We start from the raw sequence: 23,058 nt of genomic DNA, 5'->3' as shown, positions 1-23,058 counted from the left end.
GAACCGCCGTAACGAATGATTTTTTCGACCTGGGCGTGATAGTGTTGGATGAGTTGGATGGACATTGGGCTATAGTTTTACCGGGGTGACCATTTCGGATTTGGGTATTTCGCTGACGACGTTAAAGAACCGCATCTTACCGTCTTCGTCCACAACCCAGACTTCGGTTGCGCCTTTGGCGAGATACAAATCCACTTTGTGGCGAATCTCTTCGTTTGAATTGGATGTCGAAACAATCTCGACGCAAATTTCCGGTGCGCGCGGGTAGGGTGTATTGTCACCATACTCGGCAGCGAAGTCATCACTTGCCCACGCGACATCGGCAACCTTTACGCCGTCGGATGTTTGAATCGAACACTCGACGATAATCTCGCCGCCTTGCCGACCCTTCTCAATCGCTTTGCCGACGCGGTATTCCATTTTGCCATGTTTGTTTGATGCCGGACTCATCAGTAGTTGACCGAATTCGTTTTGTTCGATCTTGAATGGCAGATTTCTAAAAAAAGGATTGTTGATGACCTGCGACCATTCCATCTTCACCTCCCAGCAAGATCATTCTTTGTTACGGCTGGTAGCATAACATTGATTTTACAGCCGGTCAAGCGAAACCAATCACACTCCCAGCTCTCCCCTGAATATCGTGACCGCCTTGCCACGCAAGATGACGCGGTCGCCATTCCACTCGCATTCGATGATGCCGGTTCTAGCGGATGCTTGAAAACCGATCAGCGATTTCTTGCTCAACCTGGTTTCCCAGTAGGGCGCGAGGTAACAATGCGCCGAGCCGGTCACCGGGTCTTCGTTGACGCCAACGCCCGGCGCGAAATAGCGCGAGACAAAATCGTAATCGCTCGTTTGTGAACGGCTTGTGACGATGACGGCGCGAATGCCGCTGTTCGCCAACAACGCAAAATCGGGAGCAAGGTCGCGGACTATTTGTTCCGATTCTACTTCAATCAAGTAGACATCGTTCCGCGCAGATGCTTTGTGGGTGAATTTCGGAGTCGTTCCCAAAGCGTGATTCAGGTCGAGGTTTGCTTCTACGGTGACGGTGAATCGCGCGGGGAAATCCATTTCGATTTGAGCGCCGTTTTTCTTCGCGATGAGTAAGCCGCTTTGCGTGTGAAACCTGGCTGGCTCTTCAATCTTGAGATACTGTTCTTCGTACAAGATGTGCGCGGTCGCCAGCGTCGCGTGACCGCAGAGACTAACTTCGCGCTTGGGCGTGAACCAGCGCAAACTAAAATCGCTCTCCTGCTTGAGCAGAAACGCGGTCTCGGACAAATTCATTTCTTGCGCGAGTGATCGCATCCAGTCATCGGGTTGGCTCTCGTTCATCACGCAGACGCACGCGGGATTACCGCGAAAGGGTTGGTCGGTGAAGGCATCTACTTGATAGATTTTCATCTTGGTGTCATCTCCATTTAGCGAGGATGTTTGGGACGCGGATATACGCGGATCAATGCGGATATCTTTTCTGATCCTTGAAAATCCGAGACTGTGGCATTGCTACTGCGAATTTGGTGTTTACCGCCAAGACGCAGAGGGCGCAGAGAAAAATCAAAAGAACTCTGCGTTCTCAGCGTGCTCCGCGCCTCTGCGGTAAAATTTCTGACGCATCAGTAACGGTGCTACAGTGTCGGATCAACGCGGATATTTTTCTGATCCTTGAAAATCCGCGTCCCAATTATTTTTTGGTTGCGGTTCTGTCGCGCTATGGCATCTCTAATTTATCCACATTCTCGCCGAAAATCAAATCGCGGCGCACGAAATCGTTCCAGAATGTATGCGGATACAACGGCGGGAGTGGGTTCGCATCCGCAAGACGTTTCAACTGTTCGTCGCTCAACGCGAAATCGAGCACACCCAGGTTGTCCTGTATTTGGGCTTCGCGTCGCGCGCCGAGAACCGGAATGATGTTCGGCGCTTGCTGACGCACCCAGTTGATCGCGACCTGGGACGGCGTGTGTCCGATTTCGCTCGCGACTTGCATGACCATCTCCGCGATTGATTTGGCTTGCGCCTCGGCTTCTGTGACGCGCGTGGATTCGCCGGGTCCGCCCGGTTGATTGAACTTGCCGGTGAGTGTGCCGCCGCCGAGCAATCCGAACGCGAGCACGCTCATCTCCATCGCGCGCGTCATCGGCAGAACATCTTGCTCCGCGCCGCGTTCGTTCAAACTGTACTCGGCTTGGTACGCGACCAAGCGATTCCAGCCGAGTAGTTCGGCAATCGCTTGCGCGTACGAAACAATCCACGCCGGAGTATTCGAGATGCCGACGTACAACACCTTGCCCGCGCGCACCAAATCGTCGAACGCGCGCAAGACTTCTTCAACCGGCGTCGTGCGATCCCACATGTGCAGGTAGAGCAGATCAATGTAATCGGTGTTGAGTCGCTTGAGCGATTGCTCGACCGTGCGCAACATATTCTTGCGATGATTGCCGCCCGCGTTCAAATCCTTGAAATCCGAACCAGGTCGGCGCAACGTGTATTTCGTCGCGACGACAAACGCATCGCGTTGGCTTGCGGCAAACTCGCCGACGAATTTTTCCGCCGCGCCATTCGTATAGTTCGACGCCGTGTCAATGAAATTTCCGCCGACGTTCACGAACGCGTCGAAAATTTTGCGGCTCTCTTCTTTCGACGCGCCCCAGCCCCAGTCTTCGCCAAACGTCATCGTGCCGAGGCACAGTTCCGAAACACGCAGTCCCGATTTGCCGAGCAGTTTGTAGCGCATAATTCTCTTTCATCCACGAAGAACACAAAGGACACGAAATTTCTTTTTCTTTGTGTGCTTCGTGTCCTTCGTGGAAAAAATAAATTACTAACACTACGGCGAGCGTTCCCTACTGTTCACTGTTCATTATTTCTGCCCGGTCAACTGACTCAACTGATTCAACACCTTTTGCAGTTCCTGCATCTCTTTGCCGTACGTTGCCCAGTCCGCGGTCTTGAGCGCGTCCTGCGCTTTGGTGTAGCGCTCGTTCGCTTGCTTGACCAACTCGGCGACGGTTGCGTTCGTCGGCGTGGTCGTCGTCGGTTGCGTGGTCGTCGTGGGCGCGGTGACGACTGGCGCGGTGCTCGCGCCGAACACGCGCGCGAGCGCGTTGGCGAGCGAGTCTTCCATCACGATGTTGTTCGACGTCGCGACGACGATACGTTTGAGTTGTGGAATCTGGGATTGCTCCGCGAGCAGGTACATTGGTTGCACGTACAGCACCGATCTCTCGATGGGGATCACGAGCAAGTTGCCCCACACAATCCGACTGCCGCGTTGATTGAGCAAGGTCAGCTCGGATGAAATTTTTGGATCTTGATTCAAGCGCGCGTGAATTTGTTCGGGACCGTAAATCAGTTTGTCCTTTGGAAAACGATAGACGAGCCGCTTGCCATAGTCCTCGCCATCGCATTTCACGGAAAGCCACGCGATCATGTTCTGCCGTTTCGCCGGGGTGAATGGTTGCATCAACATGAATTCTTCTTTGGTCTCACCGGGCAATCGCATAATCACATAGTACGGCTCCATCGCTTGCGGCGTACCATCGGCGGACTCGTTCGGAATCGCCCACAAGTCTTCCTTGTTGTAAAACACCTGCGCGTCTTGCATGTGATACGTCTGATACATCTTGGCTTGAATCGAGAACAAGTCTTCGGGATAACGCAGGTGCGTGCGCAGAGATGCCGGCATCTGGTCAATTGGTTTGAAGAGCGCGGGGAAAATCGCGCGGTACGCTTTCAGGATCGGCTCATCCGGCTCGGCGATAAAAAAATTCGTCGTGCCATGGTAGGCGTCAATCACGATCTTGACCGAGTTGCGAATATAGTTCGTGCGTGCGTCGTAATGCTCGCTCATCGGATAGCGATCCGAAATCGTGTACGCGTCTTGAATCCAGTAGAGTTGCCCGTCGGCGATGACGAGGTACGGGTCTTGATCGAGGCGCAGGAACGGCGCGACGCGAGTGACGCGCGTTTGAATGTTGCGATTGAACATCACGCGACTGTCGGCGGTGAGTGCGTCCGTGAGCATGATGTTGAAATCGCCAAAGCGCAGCGCGAACATCAATTGATCGCCAATCGTCGCGATGGGCACGCCGCCCTTGCCGGTGTACGTCGAGAAGGCGTTCTCATCGCCTTTGGGATAATCGAATTCTTTTTCCTTCGTCTTGACGAAAACATAGGACGATGTTTGCTCGCCGAAATAAATTTCCGGACGTGTGATCGGAATCGTGCCGGTCGGCGGAATATCTTTCACGAGTAAACTCGGCAAGCCGTCGGCGGTGAATTCGTTGACGGGTGACAGCGCGACGCCATAGCCGTGCGTGTAGAGCAAATGCAGGTTGACCCAGGTCTGCGCTTTTTCCGGCAACTTGTTCAGCGCGAGTTCGCGCGCGCTGATCATCGTTTGCCGATACTTGCCGTTGATCGTGTACCGATCCACGTCCACGTCGTTGAAATCATAGTACGTGCGAATCGTTTGAATCTGATCGTATGTTTGCAAGAGCGGGCGATAATCGGCGAGACGAATGTTGTTGATAATGTCCGCGCTACGTTGAATGTCCTGCGGCGTCGGCGCGTCTTCGGCAGGGTAGGGCGCGTCCTGAATCCCGTCGAGCGCGTACGCTTGACGCGTCAAGACGATATTGTTTTTGATGTACGGTTGCTCTTTGGTAAATTCGTTGGGCTTGACTTCGAAATTCTGCACGAAATCCGGATACGCTTGACCCAGCAAGATCCACGCGCCGATCCACAGCGCGACCGCGATGCCAATCGCTTTGAGCGCGCGCGTGAACACGTTGACGAGCAACAACCCGGCGAGCGCCAGCGTAATTGCGGTGAGGATGTTGTACGCCGGAATTTGCGCGTTCACGTCGGTGTAACTCGCGCCGAACACCACGCCGCGCGTCGAATAGACCAGGTTGTAGATTTCGAGTTGATAGTTCCACGCGCTCAACGCCAGGAATGCGACACCCAGCGCGGATAAATGCCCCTTGACTGCCGCAATCCAGCGCAAGTGACCCAGCCCCATCACGTACGTGACGGCGACCCCCAGCGCGGTGAGAACGATCGCGCCGCTAAACCAACTGATGATGAACTGGTACACCGGGAGTGTGAACACGTAGAACGCCGCGTCCTGATTGAAAACAGGATCGAGCGCGCCGAACGGTACCGCGTTGAGGTACCGCAGAAGCACGAGCCATTGTCCCTGCGCGATCAAGCCGACGAAAATGGCGAGCACGAGTCCGCCGGCGAGCAGGAGAAAGTTGATGGACTTGCCGGCGAACGCGGCAAACTGCGCGAGGCGCGACGATTCGTCGGTGACGCGCGGCGTCAAGCGCCGCGCGATCGCGATGTTGATCGCGTAAAAGATAAAGAACGCGAGCGCGGCGCTGAAGAAAATCGCGACGCGTGCTTGCAGTTCGGTCGTGAACACGCTCGCGTACCCGAGTTCCTCGAACCATTTGAAATCGGTGTAGAGGCGCGGCATAAATTGGAGCACAATCCAAACCAAGAGCAGCGCCGCGCCAATCAAGATTGGGCGCGTCAGGTTCGGCGGTTGCCGCCGGAAAATTTCGTCCCAATTGACTTGGGGCATGTCATCGCGATTGATGCGTCGTCCGCCACCGTAAAATCCCACTATACACCTCCCAAGGAGAATTGCCGAGTGTTTTCATTCTACACGTAATCCAGAATTCGGTCAACGGAATCGCGCCAATTCAATTTGACAATCCAACCCCATTCGCATATACTGCCCTCACCTTCGGGGGGCCGTAGCTCAGCTGGGAGAGCGCTTCAATCGCACTGAAGAGGTAGTGGGTTCGAGTCCCATCGGCTCCACAAGTAATTTATGATTTTCGATTTTCGATTTATGATTTCACTCGGTTGCTGGTAAATCGAAAATCATAAATCAAAAATCGAAAATTCTTTTTGGGGCTGTAGCTCAATTGGGAGAGCGCTTCAATGGCATTGAAGAGGCAGTGGGTTCGAATCCCATCAGCTCCACTGGCAGATTTCTGTTTTTCGATTTTTGATTTCAAAGTCGAAAATCGAAAATCATAAATCGAAAATGGCAATGAGCGGGAGTAGTAGGTCATCTCCTCAGCGAGTCGAGAAAGAAAGGGTGCAAGCTCGACGATGGTGTGAAGGGAGAACGCCACAAGACCGAACTCGCCCGGGAGCCGCGACGATGAATGCAATAGTCGTCGCCGTGTCACGCGCGTTAAGCGTTCGAGTGAGTGTGTTAGTAAGATAGTGCGATAGTTGAGACGCGCGTGTCGAGCAACTATCGAACTATTCAACTATCGAACTATCGCACTAACCAGGGTGGTACCGCGGAGAATCCTTCGTCCCTTGCAGGGCAAGGATTTTTTTGTTGTGGGGCAAGTTTCCAACTTGCCGAATCGCAAATTAGAAATTTGCGCCACGCGTGGGGCAAGTTTCCAACTTGCCGAATCGCAAATCAGGAATATGCGCCACGCGTGGGGCAAGTTTCCAACTTGCCGAATCGCAAATCAGAAATATGCGCCACGCGTGGGGCAAGTTTCCAACTTGCCAAATTTTGGCAAAGGATGTCACTTGATAGATACACGTCCGAACTATGTGGGTTGGTTGAGAAAGTACGTTGGCAATCAAAAACTGATCTTGACCGGCACCGCCGCGGTGATTCGCGACGAGCACGGGCGTGTGCTGTTGCAACAACGCCGCGATAACGGCTTGTGGTCGTTGCCGGGTGGCGGCACCGAACTGGGTGAGAGCGTACTCGATACCAATCGGCGCGAGGTGCGCGAAGAGATGGGCGTCGAGGTCGCGGTCAAACATTTGATCGGGCTGTACACATCGCCACGCCTCGACGTGAGTTACCCGAACGGCGACGTGTCGCAAATTGTCGTGCCGTGTTTCGAGTGCGCGATCACCGGCGGCGAATTGAAAAGGCAAGAGAGCGAAGTACTCAACGTCGGTTGGTTCGACCTGGGGCAGACGCCGCCGCTCACGTCGTTCGCGCAAGTCGTGTTACGCGATGTCGAACGATATCGCGGACAAGCATTCTTCGAATTGGATGAAGACCGCGAGGTGCCGCATCGCAATGGCAATAACACACAATCGTACGCACAATGGATCCGCCAGTCCATCGGGCGACAAAAATTCATCATCTCTGGCACTGCCGCGTTGATTCGCGATGATCGCGGACACGTGTTACTCCAAAAGCGCCGCGACAATTCGTTGTGGGGATTCCCCGGCGGCGCAATCGAATTGGGCGAGAGCGCGACGGATGCCGTGCGGCGCGAAACATGCGAAGAGATGGGACTCGATGTCGAGCCGCAACGATTGATCGGCATTTACACTGCGTCCGAATTCGACAAGACGTATCCGAATGGCGACCAAGTGCAAATGTTCATCTCGTTCTTCGAGTGCCAGGTGGTTGGCGGCGCGATCCGCATGCAAGCGGACGAAGTGCTTGACGTGGGCTGGTTCGATCTGGACGATTTGCCGCCGATGCAACATTGCTGCGCGGTCAAAGCGCGCGATGTGCGGGTATTTCGCGGCGAGGCGTTCGTGCGATAGTCGGGCAAATTGGAAATTTGCCCCACGGATTTTGAAAAATGGACAGCAAATTTATCTCCACACCCTCCGGTAAATTTCACGCGATTGTCGCGGGTGAAGGCGCGCCCGTCATTTTGATTCACGGTTACAGTGTCCGCAACTCGTGGCGAACCTGGGTCGAGAATATCGCGGCGCTCGCCGAGGTGGCGCGCGTGTACGCGCTCGACCTGCTTGGCTATGGCGAATCGGACACACCGGAACCCGCGCTCGATGCGCCTCGACAAGCGAACGCGATCATCGAATTGCTCGACGCGGAAAACCTGGAACGCGCGGCTATCGTTGGTTTGTCCTGGGGCGGTGGCATCGCGCAAATGATCGCGACGACCGCGCCGACGCGCGTGAGCAAACTCGTGCTCGTTGATAGCACGTACAGCGCCAAACCGGAAAATCTCGCGCGTTTGAAAACACTCGCGTGCCCGACCTTGATCGTGTGGGACGAAGACGATGCGCGAATTCCCGTCGCGGGCGCGCAGGTGCTCGGCGATGCGATTCCCAATGCACGCGTCCGCATTTTCAAACGCGAGGAACGCGATCCCGATGCCGACCCGAACAATCGGCACTGGTCGCAAGTGTCGCATTCGCGCGAGTGGAATCGGCTGGTCGCCGACTTTCTCCGCGACCCGAAAGGGCTTTGATGTCCTTTCGGGTCTGAGCAAAGCGTAAACAAGAATCGGAATAATACGGAGGTCAACATGGCTACCAAAAAGAACACGAAAACGAACACGAAAATCGCGAAAGAAACGAAAGCCGCGAAAAAGACGCAAGCCACACCGCGCAAAAAGACGATGGCGACGCGCAAGGCAACCACGCGCGCGAAATCAACTAAACAACTAACGCACCAACCAACCATCGAACTAAACAAATATATTCCCAAACAAATCGAATCGAAATGGCAAGCGCGCTGGGAGAATGAAAAACTGTGGCACACGGATCTAGGCGATACGCGCAAGAAATATTTTTTCTTGACGATGTATCCGTACCCCAGCGGCGATCTGCACATCGGTCACTGGTACGCGATGGGTCCGAGCGATGTCAAGGCGCGCTTTTTACGGATGAACGGGTACAACGTTTTCTTCCCCATCGGCTTTGACGCGTTCGGTTTGCCGGCGGAGAACGCGGCGATCAAACGCAAGATTCATCCGCATACCTGGACGATGAACAACATCGCGAACATGCGGCGACAGTTGCGCTCGATGGGCGCGTCGTTCGACTGGGAGCGCGAAGTCGTGACGTGCGACCCGCGCTACTACAAATGGAACCAATGGTTCTTTACGCAAATGTTCAAGCGCGGCTTGGCGTACAAAAAAATGGCGGCGGTGGATTGGTGTCCCAACTGCAAAACCGTTTTGGCGCGCGAACAAGTCATCGGCGAAGATCGCCGGTGCGAGCGATGCGACACGCCCGTTATCAAAAAAGATTTGGAGCAGTGGTTCCTAAAGATCACTGCGTACGCGGACGAGCTGTTGGATTTTTCCAAGATCGAATGGCCCGAACGCGTCAAGACCTTGCAAACGAATTGGATCGGGCGGAGCGAGGGTGCGCAATTCACGATGCGCGTCGCGGACAGCGACGCGAAATTCGACGTGTTCACGACGCGCCAGGACACGGTGTTCGGCATGACGTTCGCGGTGCTCGCGCCCGAACACGCCTTGGTCGAAAAAATCACGACGCCCGCGCAACGCGATGCGGTGAACACCTACGTCGTCAAGACGCGACGCGAGACGGAGATTGATCGCTTGTCCACCGAAAAAGTGCGCGATGGCGTTTTCACCGGCGCGTACGCGATCAATCCGATGAACAATGACCGCGTGCCGATCTGGATCGCGGATTACGTGCTGACGACGTACGGCACCGGCGCGATCATGGGCGTGCCCGCGCACGATGAACGCGATTTCGATTTCGCGCTGAACTATGGTCTGCCGATTCTGCCGGTGATTGATCGTCCCGATCAACGCACCAAATCGTTCGTGCTGGGCGGGACGATGAACGACGGATTCGCCGACGCTCTGCGCGCGGAACAAATTCCGTTCGAGGAAAAACAAGGTTCGTTGTACGCCACGATCCCGCCGGAGAAAATTGATCGCTATGTCGCGCTGGCGAAACAATTCGTGCGCGCGAATGCGTGGAACGAAGTCGTCGGCACGCGCTGGCAATTCATCTTTCACGATGCCGTGTGGTCGCTGGACTCGTTGGAAAGCGAGCGGCGTATCCTGGCGCGCTGTCACGAATTGGAACCGGACGTGCGCGGCAAACGTACCGTGATGGAAATGCTGTCGGCGGTCGAGTTCTATCGCGATGTGTTGTATCACGACGAGTACGGCACGATGATCTTTTCCGGCGAGTTCTCCGGCGCGACCGCTGATGTGGCGCGCTCGCGCGTCGCGCAAGTGATGGAAGCGCGCGGCATCGGCAGGCGCGCAATCAACTATCGCATCCGCGATTGGCTGATCTCGCGGCAACGCTACTGGGGCACGCCGATCCCGGTCGTGTATTGTCCCGATCACGGCGCGCAGCCGGTGCCGGACGATCAACTGCCGGTCGTCCTGCCCATCGAAGGCGTCGAGTTTATGCCGACCGGCGAATCGCCGTTGTTGAAGCACAAGGAATTTCTGAAGGCGAAATGCCCGGTGTGCGGCAAAGACGCGCGCCGCGAGACGGACACGATGGACACGTTCATTGATTCGTCGTGGTATCCGTTCGCGTACTTGGACCCGTACAACATCGAACGACCGATCAATCCTGACCTGACGAAAGCATGGATGCCGGTGGATCAATACACGGGCGGCGTCGAGCACGCGACGATGCATCTGTTGTACACGCGCTTCTGGATCAAAGTGATGCGCGACATCGGTGTGATTGATTTCGGCGAGCCGATGACGCGGTTGTTCAATCAAGGCACGATTCTCGCACCGCGCGTAGAAGGTCAGAAGCTGGCGAAGATGTCCAAGTCGAAAGGGAATGTCATCAGCCCGGACGACCTGGTTGCGAGTTACAGCGCGGACACAGTGCGCGTGTACTTGATGTTCATCGGTCCCTGGGATCAGGGCGGACCCTGGGACGGTACGGGAATGGACGGCGTGCATCGTTGGTTGCAACGCGTGTGGAATTTGGTTGTCGAAGCGCCCAATCCCCAAGAGCAAAATCCTAGTGCGGAGGCAGAGAAAGAGCTGCGCCGCACGACGCATCAAATCATCAAGCGTGTGACCCAGGAGTTGACCGCGTTCAAATTCAACACGACCGTCGCCGCGTTGATGGAGTTTACGAACCATCTGCAAAAGGCGCGCGAGACCAGTGTCATCAATTCGCCCGCGTGGCGCGAGTCCATCGAAGCGTTGTTGCTGATGTTAGCGCCTGCCGCGCCGCACATCACGGAGGAACTGTGGGAGCGCATCGGTAAACCGTACAGCATCCATCAGCAAGCGTGGCTGCAGTGGGATCCGAAAATCGCGGCGGATGAAATGTTCACATTGATCGCACAGGTGAACGGCAAGGTGCGCGACCGCATCGAACTGCCGGTCGGCGTGAATGAAGCGGAAGCCAAGTCCGCCGCGCTGAACTCGCCGAGCGTGCAAAGACATCTCGACGGCAAAACTCCGACACAAGTGATCTATGTGCCGGGGCGATTGGTGAACATCGTCGTCAAGTAATCGAGACCTGGAAGGTTCGCCTTGAGCGAAAACCTTCCAGGTCTTTTTTTGCATTGCAGCGATGACCACGATATAATTTATAGAGTCGCGTAGTTGAAACGACGCGCCGCTATCTTTCAACGCAGGATCAAGTGATGAGAATGAGATTTCAGTTCGGTCTGTTCATTTTGTTGGTCGTTCTTGTGTTCGTCGTCGCGTGCGAATCCGCGCCCAAACGTCGCGCCGAACCGACGCGCACACCAGCAACGGTGAACGTGGCACCCATCGCCGCGAATGCCGCGCCGACGGTCGCGCAATCGGCAAGCGCGACGCCGACCGCGCCGGAAGACGATGGCGATTGCATGGCGGGTTGCCACATTCCGGATCCGAACGAAGAATTTGCGAACGGTGCAGCGCCGCAACCGGCGGATCACAAGGAGTACAAGACGTGTGTCGAGTGTCATGTCAAAATCACCAAGCCAGTGTACCCCGCAACCCATGTCGGTCGAATGGATCCCGCGTGTCCGCTGTGCCACACGCTCGAAGCAAAAGTGAAATGACGTGAATGGTTGATGCGCTTTGCGGAAACGCAGGCGCATTTTGTTTTGTGTGGATACCTGATTGCACACATTTTTATTCTGCCACCGAGGTCATGGAGAGCATCGAGTTTTTCCTCTATGCTCTCTATGACCTCGATGGCAAGATGCGGCAATCACCAGCCGGATACCCGTTGACGTGCGCCAATGGGTATGCTAGAATCCTGCCCCAATCGGTCTGGGAATGTGAACTCAACTCTGATGAAGGAGTTTTGTGATGGAGCAAATTCGCAAGGCAATTTCGCGCGCGGCGGTTCCCACGGCAATCGTAGGAACCGTTTTTGGATTCATCGGCGATGTGCTGCAACCACTGATTGATCTCGCGCCCATCGTCGCGGTGATTTCGTTTGTCGGCGCGTTGCTCGCGCTCGGCTGGTTCGTCTACTTGCGTCGGCAAAAAGGCAACGATGCCTGGGATTCGCTTGCCGGTGGGTTGTTCATCTTCTTTGTCGCCGGCACGATCATCTTTTCCGTGCTGGCGGTCTTTTTTGCGGCAGGACCCGAACGCGGTTATCTCGCAAGCAACGTGGACGCGATTGCCAAATTGCAAACCGATGTGCTCGGTATTCGTAGCGATGTGTCCGCGATTAAAACGACGACGCAGTCCACACAACAACAAGTGGTCGCGATCGCGACGACGCAGGCGCAAGGATTCGCAGAGATGCAACGCTCGTTCGCGGCGCTGCAATCGGGGCAAGGCAACCTCGTCACCAGTCCGCAAACACCGCAAGAGTGGTACAGCAACGCGCGACTCTATCAATTGCGCGGCGACACCGCGAACGCGCTCAAGGCATACGAGGGATATTTCAAGTTCAATCTTGAATTCGTTGGTCCGTACGGCGAATATGTCGCGATGCTCAAAGCGACCGAGGGTATCGCGCGGACGCGACAAATCGTCGGCACGATGGCGAGCGCGCGCCGCGACAGTGCGACGCTCGATCTCGTCGCGACGCGTTTGCTCGATTCGCCGACAGAACGTCTCACGCGACTCGTCGCGCTGACGACGCGCGCGCCGCAATTCGGACCGGGATGGCAGGAACTGGGGCAAGAGTACACGCGCGCAGTGGGCGACAAGCGCACCAAGGATATGACGGACAAGCAAATCGCCGCGTTCAAATCGCTCCTAACGCTCGAAGAACGCGAACAAGGATTCACGCGCTATTACATTGACAAAACGCTCGCGGACAAGGACCTGGTTAGCGCGCGCCAAGCATTGCAGGACGCGGAAAATTGGGCGCGCGGTGCGGGCACGGCGAATGTGCGATTCACTTTTCTACGCGATCAGGTTATCTTCACGTTCGATCTTGCGGAGCAGGGTCTGCGTAAACTCATGTTCAGCATTGACGATCCGCAACCCAAGACGGAGACCGGGATGATTCCCGGCACGAATGTGGTGAACCTGACGATTACCGGCGTCCCGGTGCCGGTAGGCGAGCACACGTTTTATTTTCAGTACGTGGATGCGAACAGCGTGGCGAGCGCGGTGCAGAACAAAAAATTCTGGGTAGATCCCATCGCGATTGATCCGCGTCTGGGCGACCGGGATTTTTCGACAAACACCCAAACGATGTGGTTTGCCATCGGCGTCGTCGGCGCAAAACCAACCGATCGTTATCGTTTCAAGTATAGTGTGGATTCGCCCGCGTTAAACCAAACCGAAGATGGTATGAGCGCCGCCTCGATCACGATCAAAAGTCTCAAACCGGGCGAACACAAATTGTACATTCAAGCGACGCGCGCGGATGGCGTTAAAACACCAGTGGTCGAGTACGTGTTTACGGCTCCGTGATTGCAAACTCATTTTTAGACTTTCCGAAGTTTCTGAAAACTTCGGAAAGTCTAAATGGGCAAACTCATTTTGGCGAAGATATTGTCATGTGAGAAACCGGCTTAAATGACAAGCCACTCGATTGCGAGTGGCTTGTCGTCTGCTTATTTGTTTTTCCCTTTTCCCTTGTCTTGACCGTTCCCCTTGTCGTTGTCGTTGTTGCCGCGGTCTTTTTCCTGAGACTCTTTACCGCGGTTGCCGGGCGCGCTTTCGTGAGGATTCTCCTTGTCTTTTCCTTTCGAGTCGCGCATCAACTCACCCAGGTTCGGTTCCCACTTGCCCGGGTCAACGTCGAGCGATTTCGCGATCTCGCCCCAACCCATCCCTTCTTTTTTCATCGCGAGAATTTCTTCGACGGTTTTGCCGGTCTCCTTGGCGAGCGCGTATGCTTTGACGATCTCGCCGTAGCCAAGACCATCTTTGTGTAAGGCGAGAATTTCTTCGACGTCTACCTCGAACTCGTCTGCAATTGCTTGCGCGACTCGCTGATCGTTTTCAGTCGGTTCGGGTGTCTCGGTTGGTTCGGGTGTGCCGGTTGCATTAACCCCATCGCTTGTCGAACCCGTGTTCGCCAACGCGAGACCACTCACACTGAGCGCAAACGCGATCGTCATCACGATTGCGAAAACTCTGAGCAATTTCATTTGGTCCCCCTTTCACCTAGATAGAGACAAAAGGCAAGGCAAAAATACAATCGCGTGGAGTAGTACTCCGTTCCTATTGCCGCGCCCATTTGAGCGAAACCTGGTTTTCATCTATAATCACAATATCTGTAATTCCTCCCCGATGAATTCACATTTGATTCACAATTGCGCGCCATAATCTCCCCAGAATCAAATTTCACCGAGGAGGAAAAATGTACTGGCGAATTGGTCTGGGAATTTTGATCGCGCTGTTGCTGGTTGCGGGCGTGGTCGCGGTGGGCGGGTACGCGTACAGCATGGGCGTCGCTCAAGGAATGACGACGCCAGGCAAACTCGATGTGCCGAGTACCGGTGTCGCGCCGCTGCCGTACTGGTATCGCCCCTGGGGTTGGCACTATGGCGGGTTTGGCTTGCTGAGTTGCTTCTTCCCGCTGTTGTTCTTCTTCCTGTTTTTCGGCTTGATGCGCGCGTTCTTCTGGCGCGGACACTGGGGAATGCATCACGGTCGCAAATGGGAAGGCGGCGTACCGCCGATGTTCGAGGAATGGCATCGCAAGATGCACGAGCCACAGGGTACGACCAAGTAACGCGACGCTTGATTTGAACAATGTACTTTACGGTCATCGTTATATCCCAGACCTGTCAGGTTTCCGCGAAGCGAACCTGACAGGTCTGACGTAAACGCGTCAGGAATCTGCTCCAATCTGAATCGGACATTTCGGAACGATCCACAATCAAAAATGAAAACCATTTTGATCGTTGACGACGAACCGCAAATTGTGCAACTGGCGCGCGATTATCTCGAACGCGCGGGCTTTGCGGCGCTCACCGCGTACGATGGAAAAGCCGCGCTGTCCGCTGCGCGGCGCGAGAAACCCGACTTGATCGTACTCGACCTGGGTCTGCCGGAGTTGGACGGACTCGACGTGACGCGCGCGCTTCGCAAGGAATCATCCGTGCCGATCATCATGCTGACCGCGCGCGGCGAGGAAACGGACAAACTGGTCGGACTCGAAATTGGCGCGGATGATTACGTCGTCAAGCCGTTCAGCCCGAAGGAACTCGTCGCGCGCGTGCGTACCGTTCTGCGTCGCGTCGAAAGCGTCGCCATTGGCGCGGAGATGATTCGCGTCGCCGATGTCGTGCTCGATGTGCCGCGCATGCAGGCGACTGTCGCCGGTCGCGCGGTTGAATTGACGCCGACCGAGTTTCAACTACTCGCGGCTCTGGCGCGTCAACCCGGACGCATTTTCACGCGCGCGCAATTGCTCGACGCGGTGCGCGGCGTCGCGTTCGATTCGTACGAGCGCGCGATTGACGCGCACGTCAAAAACATTCGTCACAAAATCGAAGCCCAGCCGCGCGAGCCGCGTTACATCGTGTCGGTGTACGGCGTCGGCTACAAATTCGCAGATAGATAAATGCGCCCGAAACATTTCCCGCGCCATCGTCCCCCCTGGTGGCCCCCCAACGAACCGTTCCCTCCCGCGTCGAACACGCACGCGTCGCAGCGCACGCGGCGTCGTTTCTTTTTGCGGTTTGGATTTTTCTTTCTGCTCGTCTTCATGTTCGGCTGCGCGAGTCTCACCGCGATGGCGTGGCTCACCGGAAATTTGCTGGGTGTGCTGGGCGTTCCGACAAATACCACGCCGTCCAACATCATCGCGGTCGTGTTGATTGTTGCCGGTCTGGTGTTCGTGGGACGCGCATTCGGACGTATGGCGACGCCGATCGGCGATTTGGTCGAGATGGCGGGACGCGTGGCGGAGGGCGATTATTCGGCGCGGATGCTCGAACGCGGACCGCGCGAGATTCGCGTGCTCGCGCGCGCGTTCAACTCGATGGCGGAGCGGTTGCAGACCCAGGACGAACAACGCCGCGCGATGCTCGCGGATGTGACGCACGAACTGCGGACGCCGTTGACGGTGATTCAAGGCAATCTCGAAGGACTGCTCGACGGCGTGTACCCGCGCGATGACGCGCACCTCGCGCCGATTCTCGAAGAGACGCGCGTGCTCGCGCGATTGGTGGACGATTTACGGATGCTTGCATTGACCGAGAGCGGCGCGCTCCAATTGCAAAAAGAACCGGTTGATCTCGCTCTGCTCGTCGGCGAGACAGCGGCGTCGTTCAAAGCGCAAGCGAGTGTGGCAGGAGTCGAATTGATCGCGACTACGTCCCAGGTTCCTCTGCTCCAACTGGATCCGGCGCGGATCCGCCAGGTGTTGGAGAACCTGATCGCGAACGCGTTGCGTTACACGCCGCGCGGGGGCAAGATCAGTGTTCAGTGTTCGGTGGACAGCGTTCTGTCGCGCGTTGTGGTCAGCACGAGCGATACCGGCGCGGGGATCGCGCCGGAGGATTTGCCGCACGTCTTCGAGCGATTCTACAAATCGCGCGAATCGCGCGGGATGGGATTAGGGCTTGCCATCGCGCGCAACTTGGTCGTCGCGCACGGCGGCGACTTGATCGCGCAGAGCGAAATCGGCGCGGGCACGACGATGCGGTTCAGTTTGCCGATTCCGGCGAAGTAATTTGTGCAAAGTACACAACCCGCTTCCGGTTGAAATGTGGCGAAAAATCTATGGACGCCTGCGCGCTAAAGGCGTATACTGCATTTGTTTGACAAATATGGCAATGTGGCTATAATCTCGCTCGTCAACAGAATACTATCGAGTGCCGAGACGCACTCTTTTCCGAGGTCCTTGAAGCCCTTGAACCTGCGCCTAGTTGCGCCCGTCCAAGGGCTTTTTGTTTTTTCCTCGGATCATCTCATGGAGGAAAAACTTGAAACGCTACAGTTTGATTCAGGCGCGCGGCGCAGATTCGTGTGGTTGCATGGATGGCAGTTTGGTCGAGAGTGAAGGGAACGATGTCGTCGAAATGAAAATTAAGAGCGGCACGGTGAGTATCATCGTCCCGGCAACTCTGCCCGACGATGCAGTGGGTGAGAGCGATTGGCTAAATAACCATGTTTGTTTGAGCATTGAGTTGGAAGACGGCAAGAGCATTACCGGCTGGGTGCGTTGCGATGAAGCGCATCTCGAACTTGACACGACGCGACGCGTCGCGACTCCGACCTGGGTTGGTAAAAAGGATTTTGTGCGGCACACCTTGTTTTCCAAGTTAGGCGCGTTGCGCCAAGACGCGACGTTGGTTTCACCGTAGGAATAGATCACCGTGCATCCAGAGATCGTTGCCATCGGAGTGTTCATGGGTCTTGCGTTCGCCGCGCCGCCCGGCGCGGTAACGGCGGAAACCTTGCGGCGCGGCGCACGCGGCGGCTTTGCGCTCGCGTTCGGCGTACAACTCGGTTCGCTGATTGGCGACGCGACGTATGCTTTGCTTGCGCTCGGTGGACTTGCCGCGTTCGCGCAAATACCCGCGTTGCAAATTGGGCTGGGCGCGTTCGGCGCGATGTTTCTGATGTATCTGGCTTGGTCGTCATTTCAAACTGCGCTCACGCCGGTCGCGCTCTCGGCGAGCGGCGATACGCGCGTCGAAACGCGCGGCGCGTTTCTGAGCGGCATGATGCTCTCGCTGACGAATCCCTGGGCAATCGCGTTTTGGTTGTCGCTCGGCGGCGTGCTCGCATCGTGGGGTATCGTCGGCGCATCGGCGGAACAGGTTGGCATATTTTTTGCGAGTTTCATGCTCGGCTCGGCGTTGTGGGCGGTGGCGCTTGCCTTCGCGATTGCGCGGGCGCGGCGCTGGCTCAAGCCCGTCGTTTTTCGCGGGCTGTCTATCGCGTGCGGCATCGCACTTGGCGCGTTTGCGATCACTGCTGGATTCCGCGTCATCGAGTCGCTGATTGGCGCGTGAGAATCATCAATCGAAAATCATCAATCGAAAATTCAGATAGGAGGCACTATGTTAGACACGAAAGAATTGTCCGTCGCGTTGCCCGCGCTCGAACCGGTGAGCGCGACGCACGCGCCCAAGCGACTCGTCTCGCCGAAAGAGGTGGTCGAGTACGCCAAGTCGCAGGGCTTGCAGATTGTGGATTTTAAGTTTGTGGATTTGCCCGGCACCTGGCAACACTTTTCGATTCCGATCACGGAATTGAGCGAGGATTTGTTCATCGAAGGACTCGGGTTCGATGGATCGAGCATTCGCGGTTTTCAGCACATTCACGAAAGCGATATGCTCCTGATGCCAGACCCGACGAGCGCGATTACCGATCCCGTATGCGCCGTGCCAACGCTAACGCTCACGTGCGATGTGTACGATCCGGTTACCAAATTGGCGTACTCGCGCGATCCGCGCAACATTGCCAAGAAAGCGGAAAAGTATCTCGCCAAAACCGGCATCGCGACGACGAGCTACTGGGGACCCGAAGCCGAGTTTTTCATCTTCGACAATATTCGTTTCGATCAGAACACGTACAGCGGGTACTATTTCATTGATTCGGACGAAGGCATTTGGAACAGCGGTCGCGATAGCGGCACGCAAAACCTGGGTCATCGCCCGCGCTACAAGGAAGGGTACTTCCCGGTCGCGCCGGCGGACGCGTTGCAGGACATTCGCTCCGAAATTATCTTGCGCTTGATTCAAGCCGGCGTGCCGATCGAAGTGCATCACCACGAAGTCGCGACGGCGGGACAGTGCGAAATTGATATGCGCTACAACTCGCTCACGACGATGGCGGACAGTTTGATGATGTACAAATATGTCGTCAAGAATGTCGCGCGCGCACATGGCAAGACGGCGACGTTTATGCCCAAGCCGTTGTTCCAGGACAATGGTTCCGGAATGCACGTTCACCAGAGTTTGTGGAAGGATAGCGCGAACTTGTTCGCCGATCCAAGCGGTTATGCCGGGTTGAGCCAGCTCGCCAAGCATTACATCGCCGGTTTGCTCTATCACGCGCCCGCGCTCCTCGCGCTTGCCGCGCCGACGACGAACTCGTACCGCCGCCTCGTGCCCGGTTACGAAGCGCCCGTCAATCTCGTGTACTCGAAACGGAATCGCTCGGCAGCCGTGCGCGTGCCGATGTACTCGAACAATCCGAAAGCGAAACGCATCGAGTTCCGCCCGCCCGATCCGTCGTCGAATCCGTACCTCGTCTTTGCCGCGTTGTTGATGGCAGGGTTGGACGGCGTCGAAAAGAAAATGGATCCGGGCGAACCCGCCGATTACGATCTGTACGAACTGTCGGCAGAAGAAGCGAAGAAGGTCAAGCAGGTTCCTGGGTCGCTCTCCGAAACGCTCGACGCGTTGGAAAACGATTACGAGTTCCTGCTCAAGGGCGATGTGTTCACGAAAGACGTGATCGAAACCTGGGTCGCGATGAAGCGCGTCAAGGACGTGGATGCGATTCGCTTGCGCCCGCACCCGTACGAATTTTTCCTGTACTACGACGCGTAAAAACGTTCGGATAGTTCCACGACCGTTTGTCTTGTGAAAGGGCAATGACGCCCTTGGGGTGAGAGCCAGTTTTCACCCCAAGGGCGTGTTCTTTTTTCAGAATCAGTCAACTGGCAATTTGCCGGTTGGACGCGGATTGACGCAGAGGTTGGTCCGGATCCTACTTCCAACGAGGGAAAGCATGAATGCCGCAACTGCAATCAACACGGGCGATACTGCCTGGGTGCTGGTCGCGACCGCACTCGTGATGATGATGACTCCCGCGCTCGCGTTCTTTTACGGCGGGATGGTGCGAAAGAAAAATGTGCTCTCGACGTTGAACTTGAGTTTCATTATCATGGCACTCATCAGCGTGCAATGGGTGGTGGTGGGTTATACGCTCGCGTTCGGTCCTAGTCTTGGCGGAATTATCGGTGCGTTGAATTATTTTGGATTGAATGGCGTCGGTTCAGCGCCGAACGGCGATTATGCTCCCACGATTCCGCATCTCGCCTTCTCGGCTTACCAAATGATGTTCGCGGTCATTACCCCGGCGCTCATCACCGGCGCGTTTGTCGAACGCGTCCGTTTCAAAGCGTTTCTGTTGTTCGCGTTGTTGTGGGCGACCTTGGTGTACGATCCGGTCGCGCACTGGGTCTGGGGCGTGGGTGGTATCTTGCGCCAACTCGGTGCGCTCGATTTTGCGGGCGGCACGGTGGTGCATGTCACGGCGGGCTTTTCCGCACTCGCGTTTGCCAAGGTCATCGGCTCGCGCCGCGGTTTTGGCGCGGTGCCGATGGAGCCGCACAACATTCCGTACAGCATTCTCGGCGCGGGATTGTTGTGGGTCGGTTGGTTCGGCTTTAATGGCGGCAGCGCACTCGGCGCGAATGGTCTCGCTGTCAACGCGGTGGTCACGACGAATACCGCCGCGGCAGCGGCAGGTCTCGTGTGGATGTTGCTGACCTGGCGCGACAACAAGCCGAGCATTCTCGGCATCGTCACCGGCGCGGTCGTGGGTTTGGTCGCGATTACGCCGGCGTCGGGTTATGTGACGCCGCTCGCCGCGCTCGTGATCGGCGCAATCGCCGCCGTAATCAGTTATTACGCGATTCGGTTCCGCCAATCGCACAACTTGGATGAATCGCTCGACGTGTGGGCGTGTCACGGCATGGGCGGCGCGTGGGGCGCGCTGGCAACCGGATTGTTCGCGACGAAAATGGTGAACGAAGCCGGCGCGGATGGTTTGTTCTACGGCAATCCCGGTCAGTTCGTCATCCAAGCGATTGCGGTCGTCGCGGCGATCGCGTTTGCGGTGATCATGACGTTTGTAATCGCCAAAGTATTGGATGTCGTCGTCGGCTTACGCGTAACGGAAAACGAAGAAGAAGTCGGTCTGGACATTAGCGAGCACGGCGAACGCGCGTACGCGTAAAGCGAGGACGACATGACCAAGAAAATCGAAGCGATCGTACGCGAAGAAAAATTGAACGACATCAAGAATGCGCTGCGCGAGATCGGCATCGTCGGGATGAACATTTCCGAAGTGCGCGGGCATGGACGACAAGGCGGCATTGTGTTAGAAGGGCGCGCCGGCACGTATCAGATTGATATGTTGCCGCGCATCCAATTCAACATCGTCCTCAGCGATCACAATGTCGAGAAAACCGTCGAGACCATTTGCAAAGCGGCTGGGTCGGGCAGACCCGGCGATGGGTTGATCTTTATCTATCCGGTGGAAGATGTGATTCGCATTCGCACCGGCGAACGCGGGCACGATGCGCTCACGTATCCCGATGACATTGACGCGCGACGCGAGGCGACGACGCAACACCAATCATAATCGCTCGCCGGTTACCAAGATTGTAACCGCGTGAGCCACTCACGACCGTATAATCAAATACCCCAGGTGCGTGAACACCTGAGTGGAGCCATGAAGCTCTCGGAGCAAGACCGCGGTCTTGTCCCGAGGGCTTGTTGTTTTCAAAAAACAGATCTACTCAGCCCATCCTTGCGAAGGATGGTTGCTAACTTTCGCAAGGTTGAGCAGGCATCAAAAATAGTTGAGATGAAATCATGTTCATCGCTTTACCCATATTTGTGCTTGCCTATATCGCGATTGCCAGTGAGAAATTTCCACGGCACTGGGTTGCCTTGACCGGGGGCGGCGTTCTGGTTGTGTCCGGCGTGCTTAGTCCCGTCGAGGCATTATCGTACATGAACTGGGAGACCCTGGGTTTGCTGTCGGGTATGTTTGTGCTCGTGTCTATTTTGCACGAAGCCGGTTTTTTTTCTTGGTTGGCGATGACGGCGGTGCGCCGAGTAAATTACAAGCCAGCGTCGCTCTTTATCGTGCTGATTGTTCTCGCGGCATTCTTGGCGATGTTCATGGATAGTATCACTGTGATGCTGTTTCTCTCGGCGCTCACTCTGCAACTTTGTCGCTTGCTCAAGCTTGACCCGGTGCCGCTAATCATCGCCGAAGTATGCGCGGCGAACACGGGCGGCGCGGCAACCCTGGTCGGCGATCCGCCGAATGTGATCCTGGGAACAGAACTGGGTTTTAACTTTGGCGATTTCGCGGCGCATACCGGTCCTATCTCCGCTGCCGCCGCGTTCGTACTGTTGGTGATTTTCTATCTGATCAATCGCAGGACGCTTAAAGACGCGCATGTCGCACTGACGGAAGAGACGGTGCGTGAGATCGAAGAACTGCACAGTGAACCCGTCCACGCGCATCTAACGCGTGTCGGGATCGTGAGTTTTCTGATGGCGGTGGGAATGTTGATCTTCCATTTGCCTTTGTCGGCGGTGACGGGATTGCCGATTACGTCGGCGGTTGCCGCGCTGGTCCCAGCCGGGTTGGCGCTGATCGCTTTGCGACCAGGGCATCGCAAGACCGTAATTCTCAAAGTGGATGGCGAAAGCATCTTGTTCTTTGCCGGGTTATTTGTGCTGATCGGCGGATTGGAAAAAGTCCAGTTGTTTGAGCGATTAGCAGATTCGTTGTCGTCGGTGGCTTTATCGAATCCTTCCGCTTTTATCATGGCGTTGCATTGGGGACCCGGATTGGTGAGTGGAATCGTGGACAATGTGCCGCTCGCCCTGGCGATGAGTTATGTGCTTCGAGACCTGTCGCAAACACCTGGGATGCCTGCCCTGGCATTGATGGTCTGGTCGTTGGCGCTGGGGATTGACATGGGCGGAAACCTGACTCCCATCGGCGCGTCGGCGAATGTCGTGGCGTATTCGTTCATGGAGCGGAATCACGGACCCATCGGTTGGAAACGTTGGATCTGGATTGCCGTGCCGCCTACCTTGATCGCGATGATTCTCGCATCGGCATTGGTGATGCTGAAAGGGCATGTGGGGTGGTATTGATCGTTCAACCAATCGAATGACATCTTGATCTTCGT

19 protein-coding genes and 2 tRNA genes are annotated in these 23,058 nt (G+C 56.0%); 16 read left to right on the top strand and 5 right to left on the bottom strand.

Translation table 11 applies throughout. The features are described from left to right. Window positions 1–69 precede the first annotated feature (69 nt). The 4 genes from HY868_04740 to HY868_04725 all read right to left on the bottom strand — a co-directional run bounded on the left by HY868_04740 (window position 70) and on the right by HY868_04725 (window position 5,638). A complete protein-coding gene (locus HY868_04740; GenBank protein ID MBI5301423.1) occupies window positions 70–534 on the bottom strand; it encodes a Uma2 family endonuclease in 465 nt (154 codons plus the stop codon). Window positions 535–612: 78 nt separating this feature from the next. Continuing rightward, entirely contained in the window at window positions 613–1,407 is a 795-nt protein-coding gene (locus tag HY868_04735) for a PhzF family phenazine biosynthesis protein (GenBank protein MBI5301422.1), read from the bottom strand. A 307-nt stretch (window positions 1,408–1,714) separates the two neighbouring features. Beyond that, complete coding sequence (locus tag HY868_04730; protein MBI5301421.1) at window positions 1,715–2,740, bottom strand: aldo/keto reductase; 1,026 nt, start codon at window positions 2,738–2,740, stop codon at window positions 1,715–1,717. Between the two features lie 126 nt (window positions 2,741–2,866). After that, window positions 2,867–5,638 carry a UPF0182 family protein gene (locus HY868_04725; GenBank protein MBI5301420.1) on the bottom strand — a complete coding sequence of 924 codons (2,772 nt, stop codon included), beginning with the start codon at window positions 5,636–5,638 and terminating at the stop codon, window positions 2,867–2,869. Between the two features lie 127 nt (window positions 5,639–5,765). On the opposite strand from HY868_04725, the gene HY868_04720 reads away from it, so the two are divergent. The 7 genes from HY868_04720 (at window position 5,766) to HY868_04690 (ending at window position 13,613) form a co-directional block, all read left to right on the top strand. Then, window positions 5,766–5,838, top strand: a tRNA-Ala gene (locus tag HY868_04720). Between the two features lie 92 nt (window positions 5,839–5,930). Further along, a tRNA-Ala gene (locus HY868_04715) sits at window positions 5,931–6,003 on the top strand. 573 nt (window positions 6,004–6,576) lie between these two features. Continuing rightward, window positions 6,577–7,563, top strand: coding sequence for an NUDIX domain-containing protein (locus tag HY868_04710; protein MBI5301419.1), 987 nt, complete (start codon window positions 6,577–6,579; stop codon window positions 7,561–7,563). A 38-nt stretch (window positions 7,564–7,601) separates the two neighbouring features. Then, the gene (locus HY868_04705; protein MBI5301418.1) at window positions 7,602–8,237 is read left to right on the top strand and encodes an alpha/beta fold hydrolase; all 636 of its coding nucleotides are present in this window, start codon (window positions 7,602–7,604) and stop codon (window positions 8,235–8,237) included. A gap of 57 nt (window positions 8,238–8,294) precedes the next feature. Continuing rightward, window positions 8,295–11,249 carry a leucine--tRNA ligase gene (locus HY868_04700; GenBank protein MBI5301417.1) on the top strand — a complete coding sequence of 985 codons (2,955 nt, stop codon included), beginning with the start codon at window positions 8,295–8,297 and terminating at the stop codon, window positions 11,247–11,249. A 134-nt stretch (window positions 11,250–11,383) separates the two neighbouring features. Next, complete coding sequence (locus tag HY868_04695; GenBank protein MBI5301416.1) at window positions 11,384–11,788, top strand: hypothetical protein; 405 nt, start codon at window positions 11,384–11,386, stop codon at window positions 11,786–11,788. Window positions 11,789–12,041: 253 nt separating this feature from the next. Continuing rightward, the gene (locus HY868_04690; GenBank protein MBI5301415.1) at window positions 12,042–13,613 is read left to right on the top strand and encodes a DUF2304 domain-containing protein; all 1,572 of its coding nucleotides are present in this window, start codon (window positions 12,042–12,044) and stop codon (window positions 13,611–13,613) included. A 143-nt stretch (window positions 13,614–13,756) separates the two neighbouring features. Here HY868_04690 and HY868_04685 read toward each other — a convergent pair whose 3' ends face one another. Next, window positions 13,757–14,296 carry a hypothetical protein gene (locus HY868_04685; GenBank protein MBI5301414.1) on the bottom strand — a complete coding sequence of 180 codons (540 nt, stop codon included), beginning with the start codon at window positions 14,294–14,296 and terminating at the stop codon, window positions 13,757–13,759. A 212-nt stretch (window positions 14,297–14,508) separates the two neighbouring features. On the opposite strand from HY868_04685, the gene HY868_04680 reads away from it, so the two are divergent. The 9 genes from HY868_04680 to HY868_04640 all read left to right on the top strand — a co-directional run bounded on the left by HY868_04680 (window position 14,509) and on the right by HY868_04640 (window position 23,023). Beyond that, entirely contained in the window at window positions 14,509–14,883 is a 375-nt protein-coding gene (locus HY868_04680; protein ID MBI5301413.1) for a hypothetical protein, read from the top strand. A gap of 153 nt (window positions 14,884–15,036) precedes the next feature. Then, on the top strand, window positions 15,037–15,717 hold the full coding sequence (locus HY868_04675) for a response regulator transcription factor (GenBank protein ID MBI5301412.1): 681 nt from the start codon (window positions 15,037–15,039) through the stop codon (window positions 15,715–15,717). After that, window positions 15,718–16,830, top strand: a complete 1,113-nt coding sequence (locus HY868_04670) for a HAMP domain-containing histidine kinase (protein MBI5301411.1) — start codon at window positions 15,718–15,720, stop codon at window positions 16,828–16,830. Between the two features lie 253 nt (window positions 16,831–17,083). Beyond that, a complete protein-coding gene (locus HY868_04665; protein ID MBI5301410.1) occupies window positions 17,084–17,464 on the top strand; it encodes a hypothetical protein in 381 nt (126 codons plus the stop codon). A 12-nt stretch (window positions 17,465–17,476) separates the two neighbouring features. Continuing rightward, window positions 17,477–18,118, top strand: coding sequence for a LysE family transporter (locus HY868_04660; protein ID MBI5301409.1), 642 nt, complete (start codon window positions 17,477–17,479; stop codon window positions 18,116–18,118). Between the two features lie 48 nt (window positions 18,119–18,166). Then, a complete protein-coding gene (gene glnA, locus HY868_04655; GenBank protein MBI5301408.1) occupies window positions 18,167–19,663 on the top strand; it encodes a type I glutamate--ammonia ligase in 1,497 nt (498 codons plus the stop codon). A 181-nt stretch (window positions 19,664–19,844) separates the two neighbouring features. Beyond that, window positions 19,845–21,077, top strand: a complete 1,233-nt coding sequence (locus HY868_04650) for an ammonium transporter (protein MBI5301407.1) — start codon at window positions 19,845–19,847, stop codon at window positions 21,075–21,077. 12 nt (window positions 21,078–21,089) lie between these two features. Then, on the top strand, window positions 21,090–21,485 hold the full coding sequence (locus tag HY868_04645; GenBank protein ID MBI5301406.1) for a P-II family nitrogen regulator: 396 nt from the start codon (window positions 21,090–21,092) through the stop codon (window positions 21,483–21,485). A 233-nt stretch (window positions 21,486–21,718) separates the two neighbouring features. After that, on the top strand, window positions 21,719–23,023 hold the full coding sequence (locus HY868_04640) for an anion permease (GenBank protein ID MBI5301405.1): 1,305 nt from the start codon (window positions 21,719–21,721) through the stop codon (window positions 23,021–23,023). The last annotated feature ends 35 nt before the right edge of the window (window positions 23,024–23,058 follow it).

It is taken from the genome of Chloroflexota bacterium (assembly GCA_016219275.1).
GTDB lineage: Bacteria > Chloroflexota > Anaerolineae > UBA4142 > UBA4142 > JACRBM01.
Note: the sequence above shows the minus strand (reverse complement) of the source record. Positions and strands in the feature narration are given on the sequence as shown.

Excerpts from the sequence above, each read along its gene's own strand:
- HY868_04680 (MBI5301413.1), top strand. The coding sequence starts at position 14,509 with ATGTACTGGCGAATTGGTCTGGGAATTTTGATCGCGCTGTTGCTGGTT.
- HY868_04675 (MBI5301412.1), top strand. The coding sequence starts at position 15,037 with ATGAAAACCATTTTGATCGTTGACGACGAACCGCAAATTGTGCAACTG.
- HY868_04695 (MBI5301416.1), top strand. The coding sequence starts at position 11,384 with ATGAGAATGAGATTTCAGTTCGGTCTGTTCATTTTGTTGGTCGTTCTT.
- HY868_04685 (MBI5301414.1), bottom strand. The coding sequence starts at position 14,296 with ATGAAATTGCTCAGAGTTTTCGCAATCGTGATGACGATCGCGTTTGCG.
- HY868_04645 (MBI5301406.1), top strand. The coding sequence starts at position 21,090 with ATGACCAAGAAAATCGAAGCGATCGTACGCGAAGAAAAATTGAACGAC.
- HY868_04670 (MBI5301411.1), top strand. The coding sequence starts at position 15,718 with ATGCGCCCGAAACATTTCCCGCGCCATCGTCCCCCCTGGTGGCCCCCC.
- HY868_04730 (MBI5301421.1), bottom strand. The coding sequence starts at position 2,740 with ATGCGCTACAAACTGCTCGGCAAATCGGGACTGCGTGTTTCGGAACTG.
- HY868_04705 (MBI5301418.1), top strand. The coding sequence starts at position 7,602 with ATGGACAGCAAATTTATCTCCACACCCTCCGGTAAATTTCACGCGATT.
- HY868_04640 (MBI5301405.1), top strand. The coding sequence starts at position 21,719 with ATGTTCATCGCTTTACCCATATTTGTGCTTGCCTATATCGCGATTGCC.
- HY868_04650 (MBI5301407.1), top strand. The coding sequence starts at position 19,845 with ATGAATGCCGCAACTGCAATCAACACGGGCGATACTGCCTGGGTGCTG.
- HY868_04740 (MBI5301423.1), bottom strand. The coding sequence starts at position 534 with ATGGAATGGTCGCAGGTCATCAACAATCCTTTTTTTAGAAATCTGCCA.
- glnA (MBI5301408.1), top strand. The coding sequence starts at position 18,167 with ATGTTAGACACGAAAGAATTGTCCGTCGCGTTGCCCGCGCTCGAACCG.
- HY868_04700 (MBI5301417.1), top strand. The coding sequence starts at position 8,295 with ATGGCTACCAAAAAGAACACGAAAACGAACACGAAAATCGCGAAAGAA.
- HY868_04735 (MBI5301422.1), bottom strand. The coding sequence starts at position 1,407 with ATGAAAATCTATCAAGTAGATGCCTTCACCGACCAACCCTTTCGCGGT.
- HY868_04690 (MBI5301415.1), top strand. The coding sequence starts at position 12,042 with ATGGAGCAAATTCGCAAGGCAATTTCGCGCGCGGCGGTTCCCACGGCA.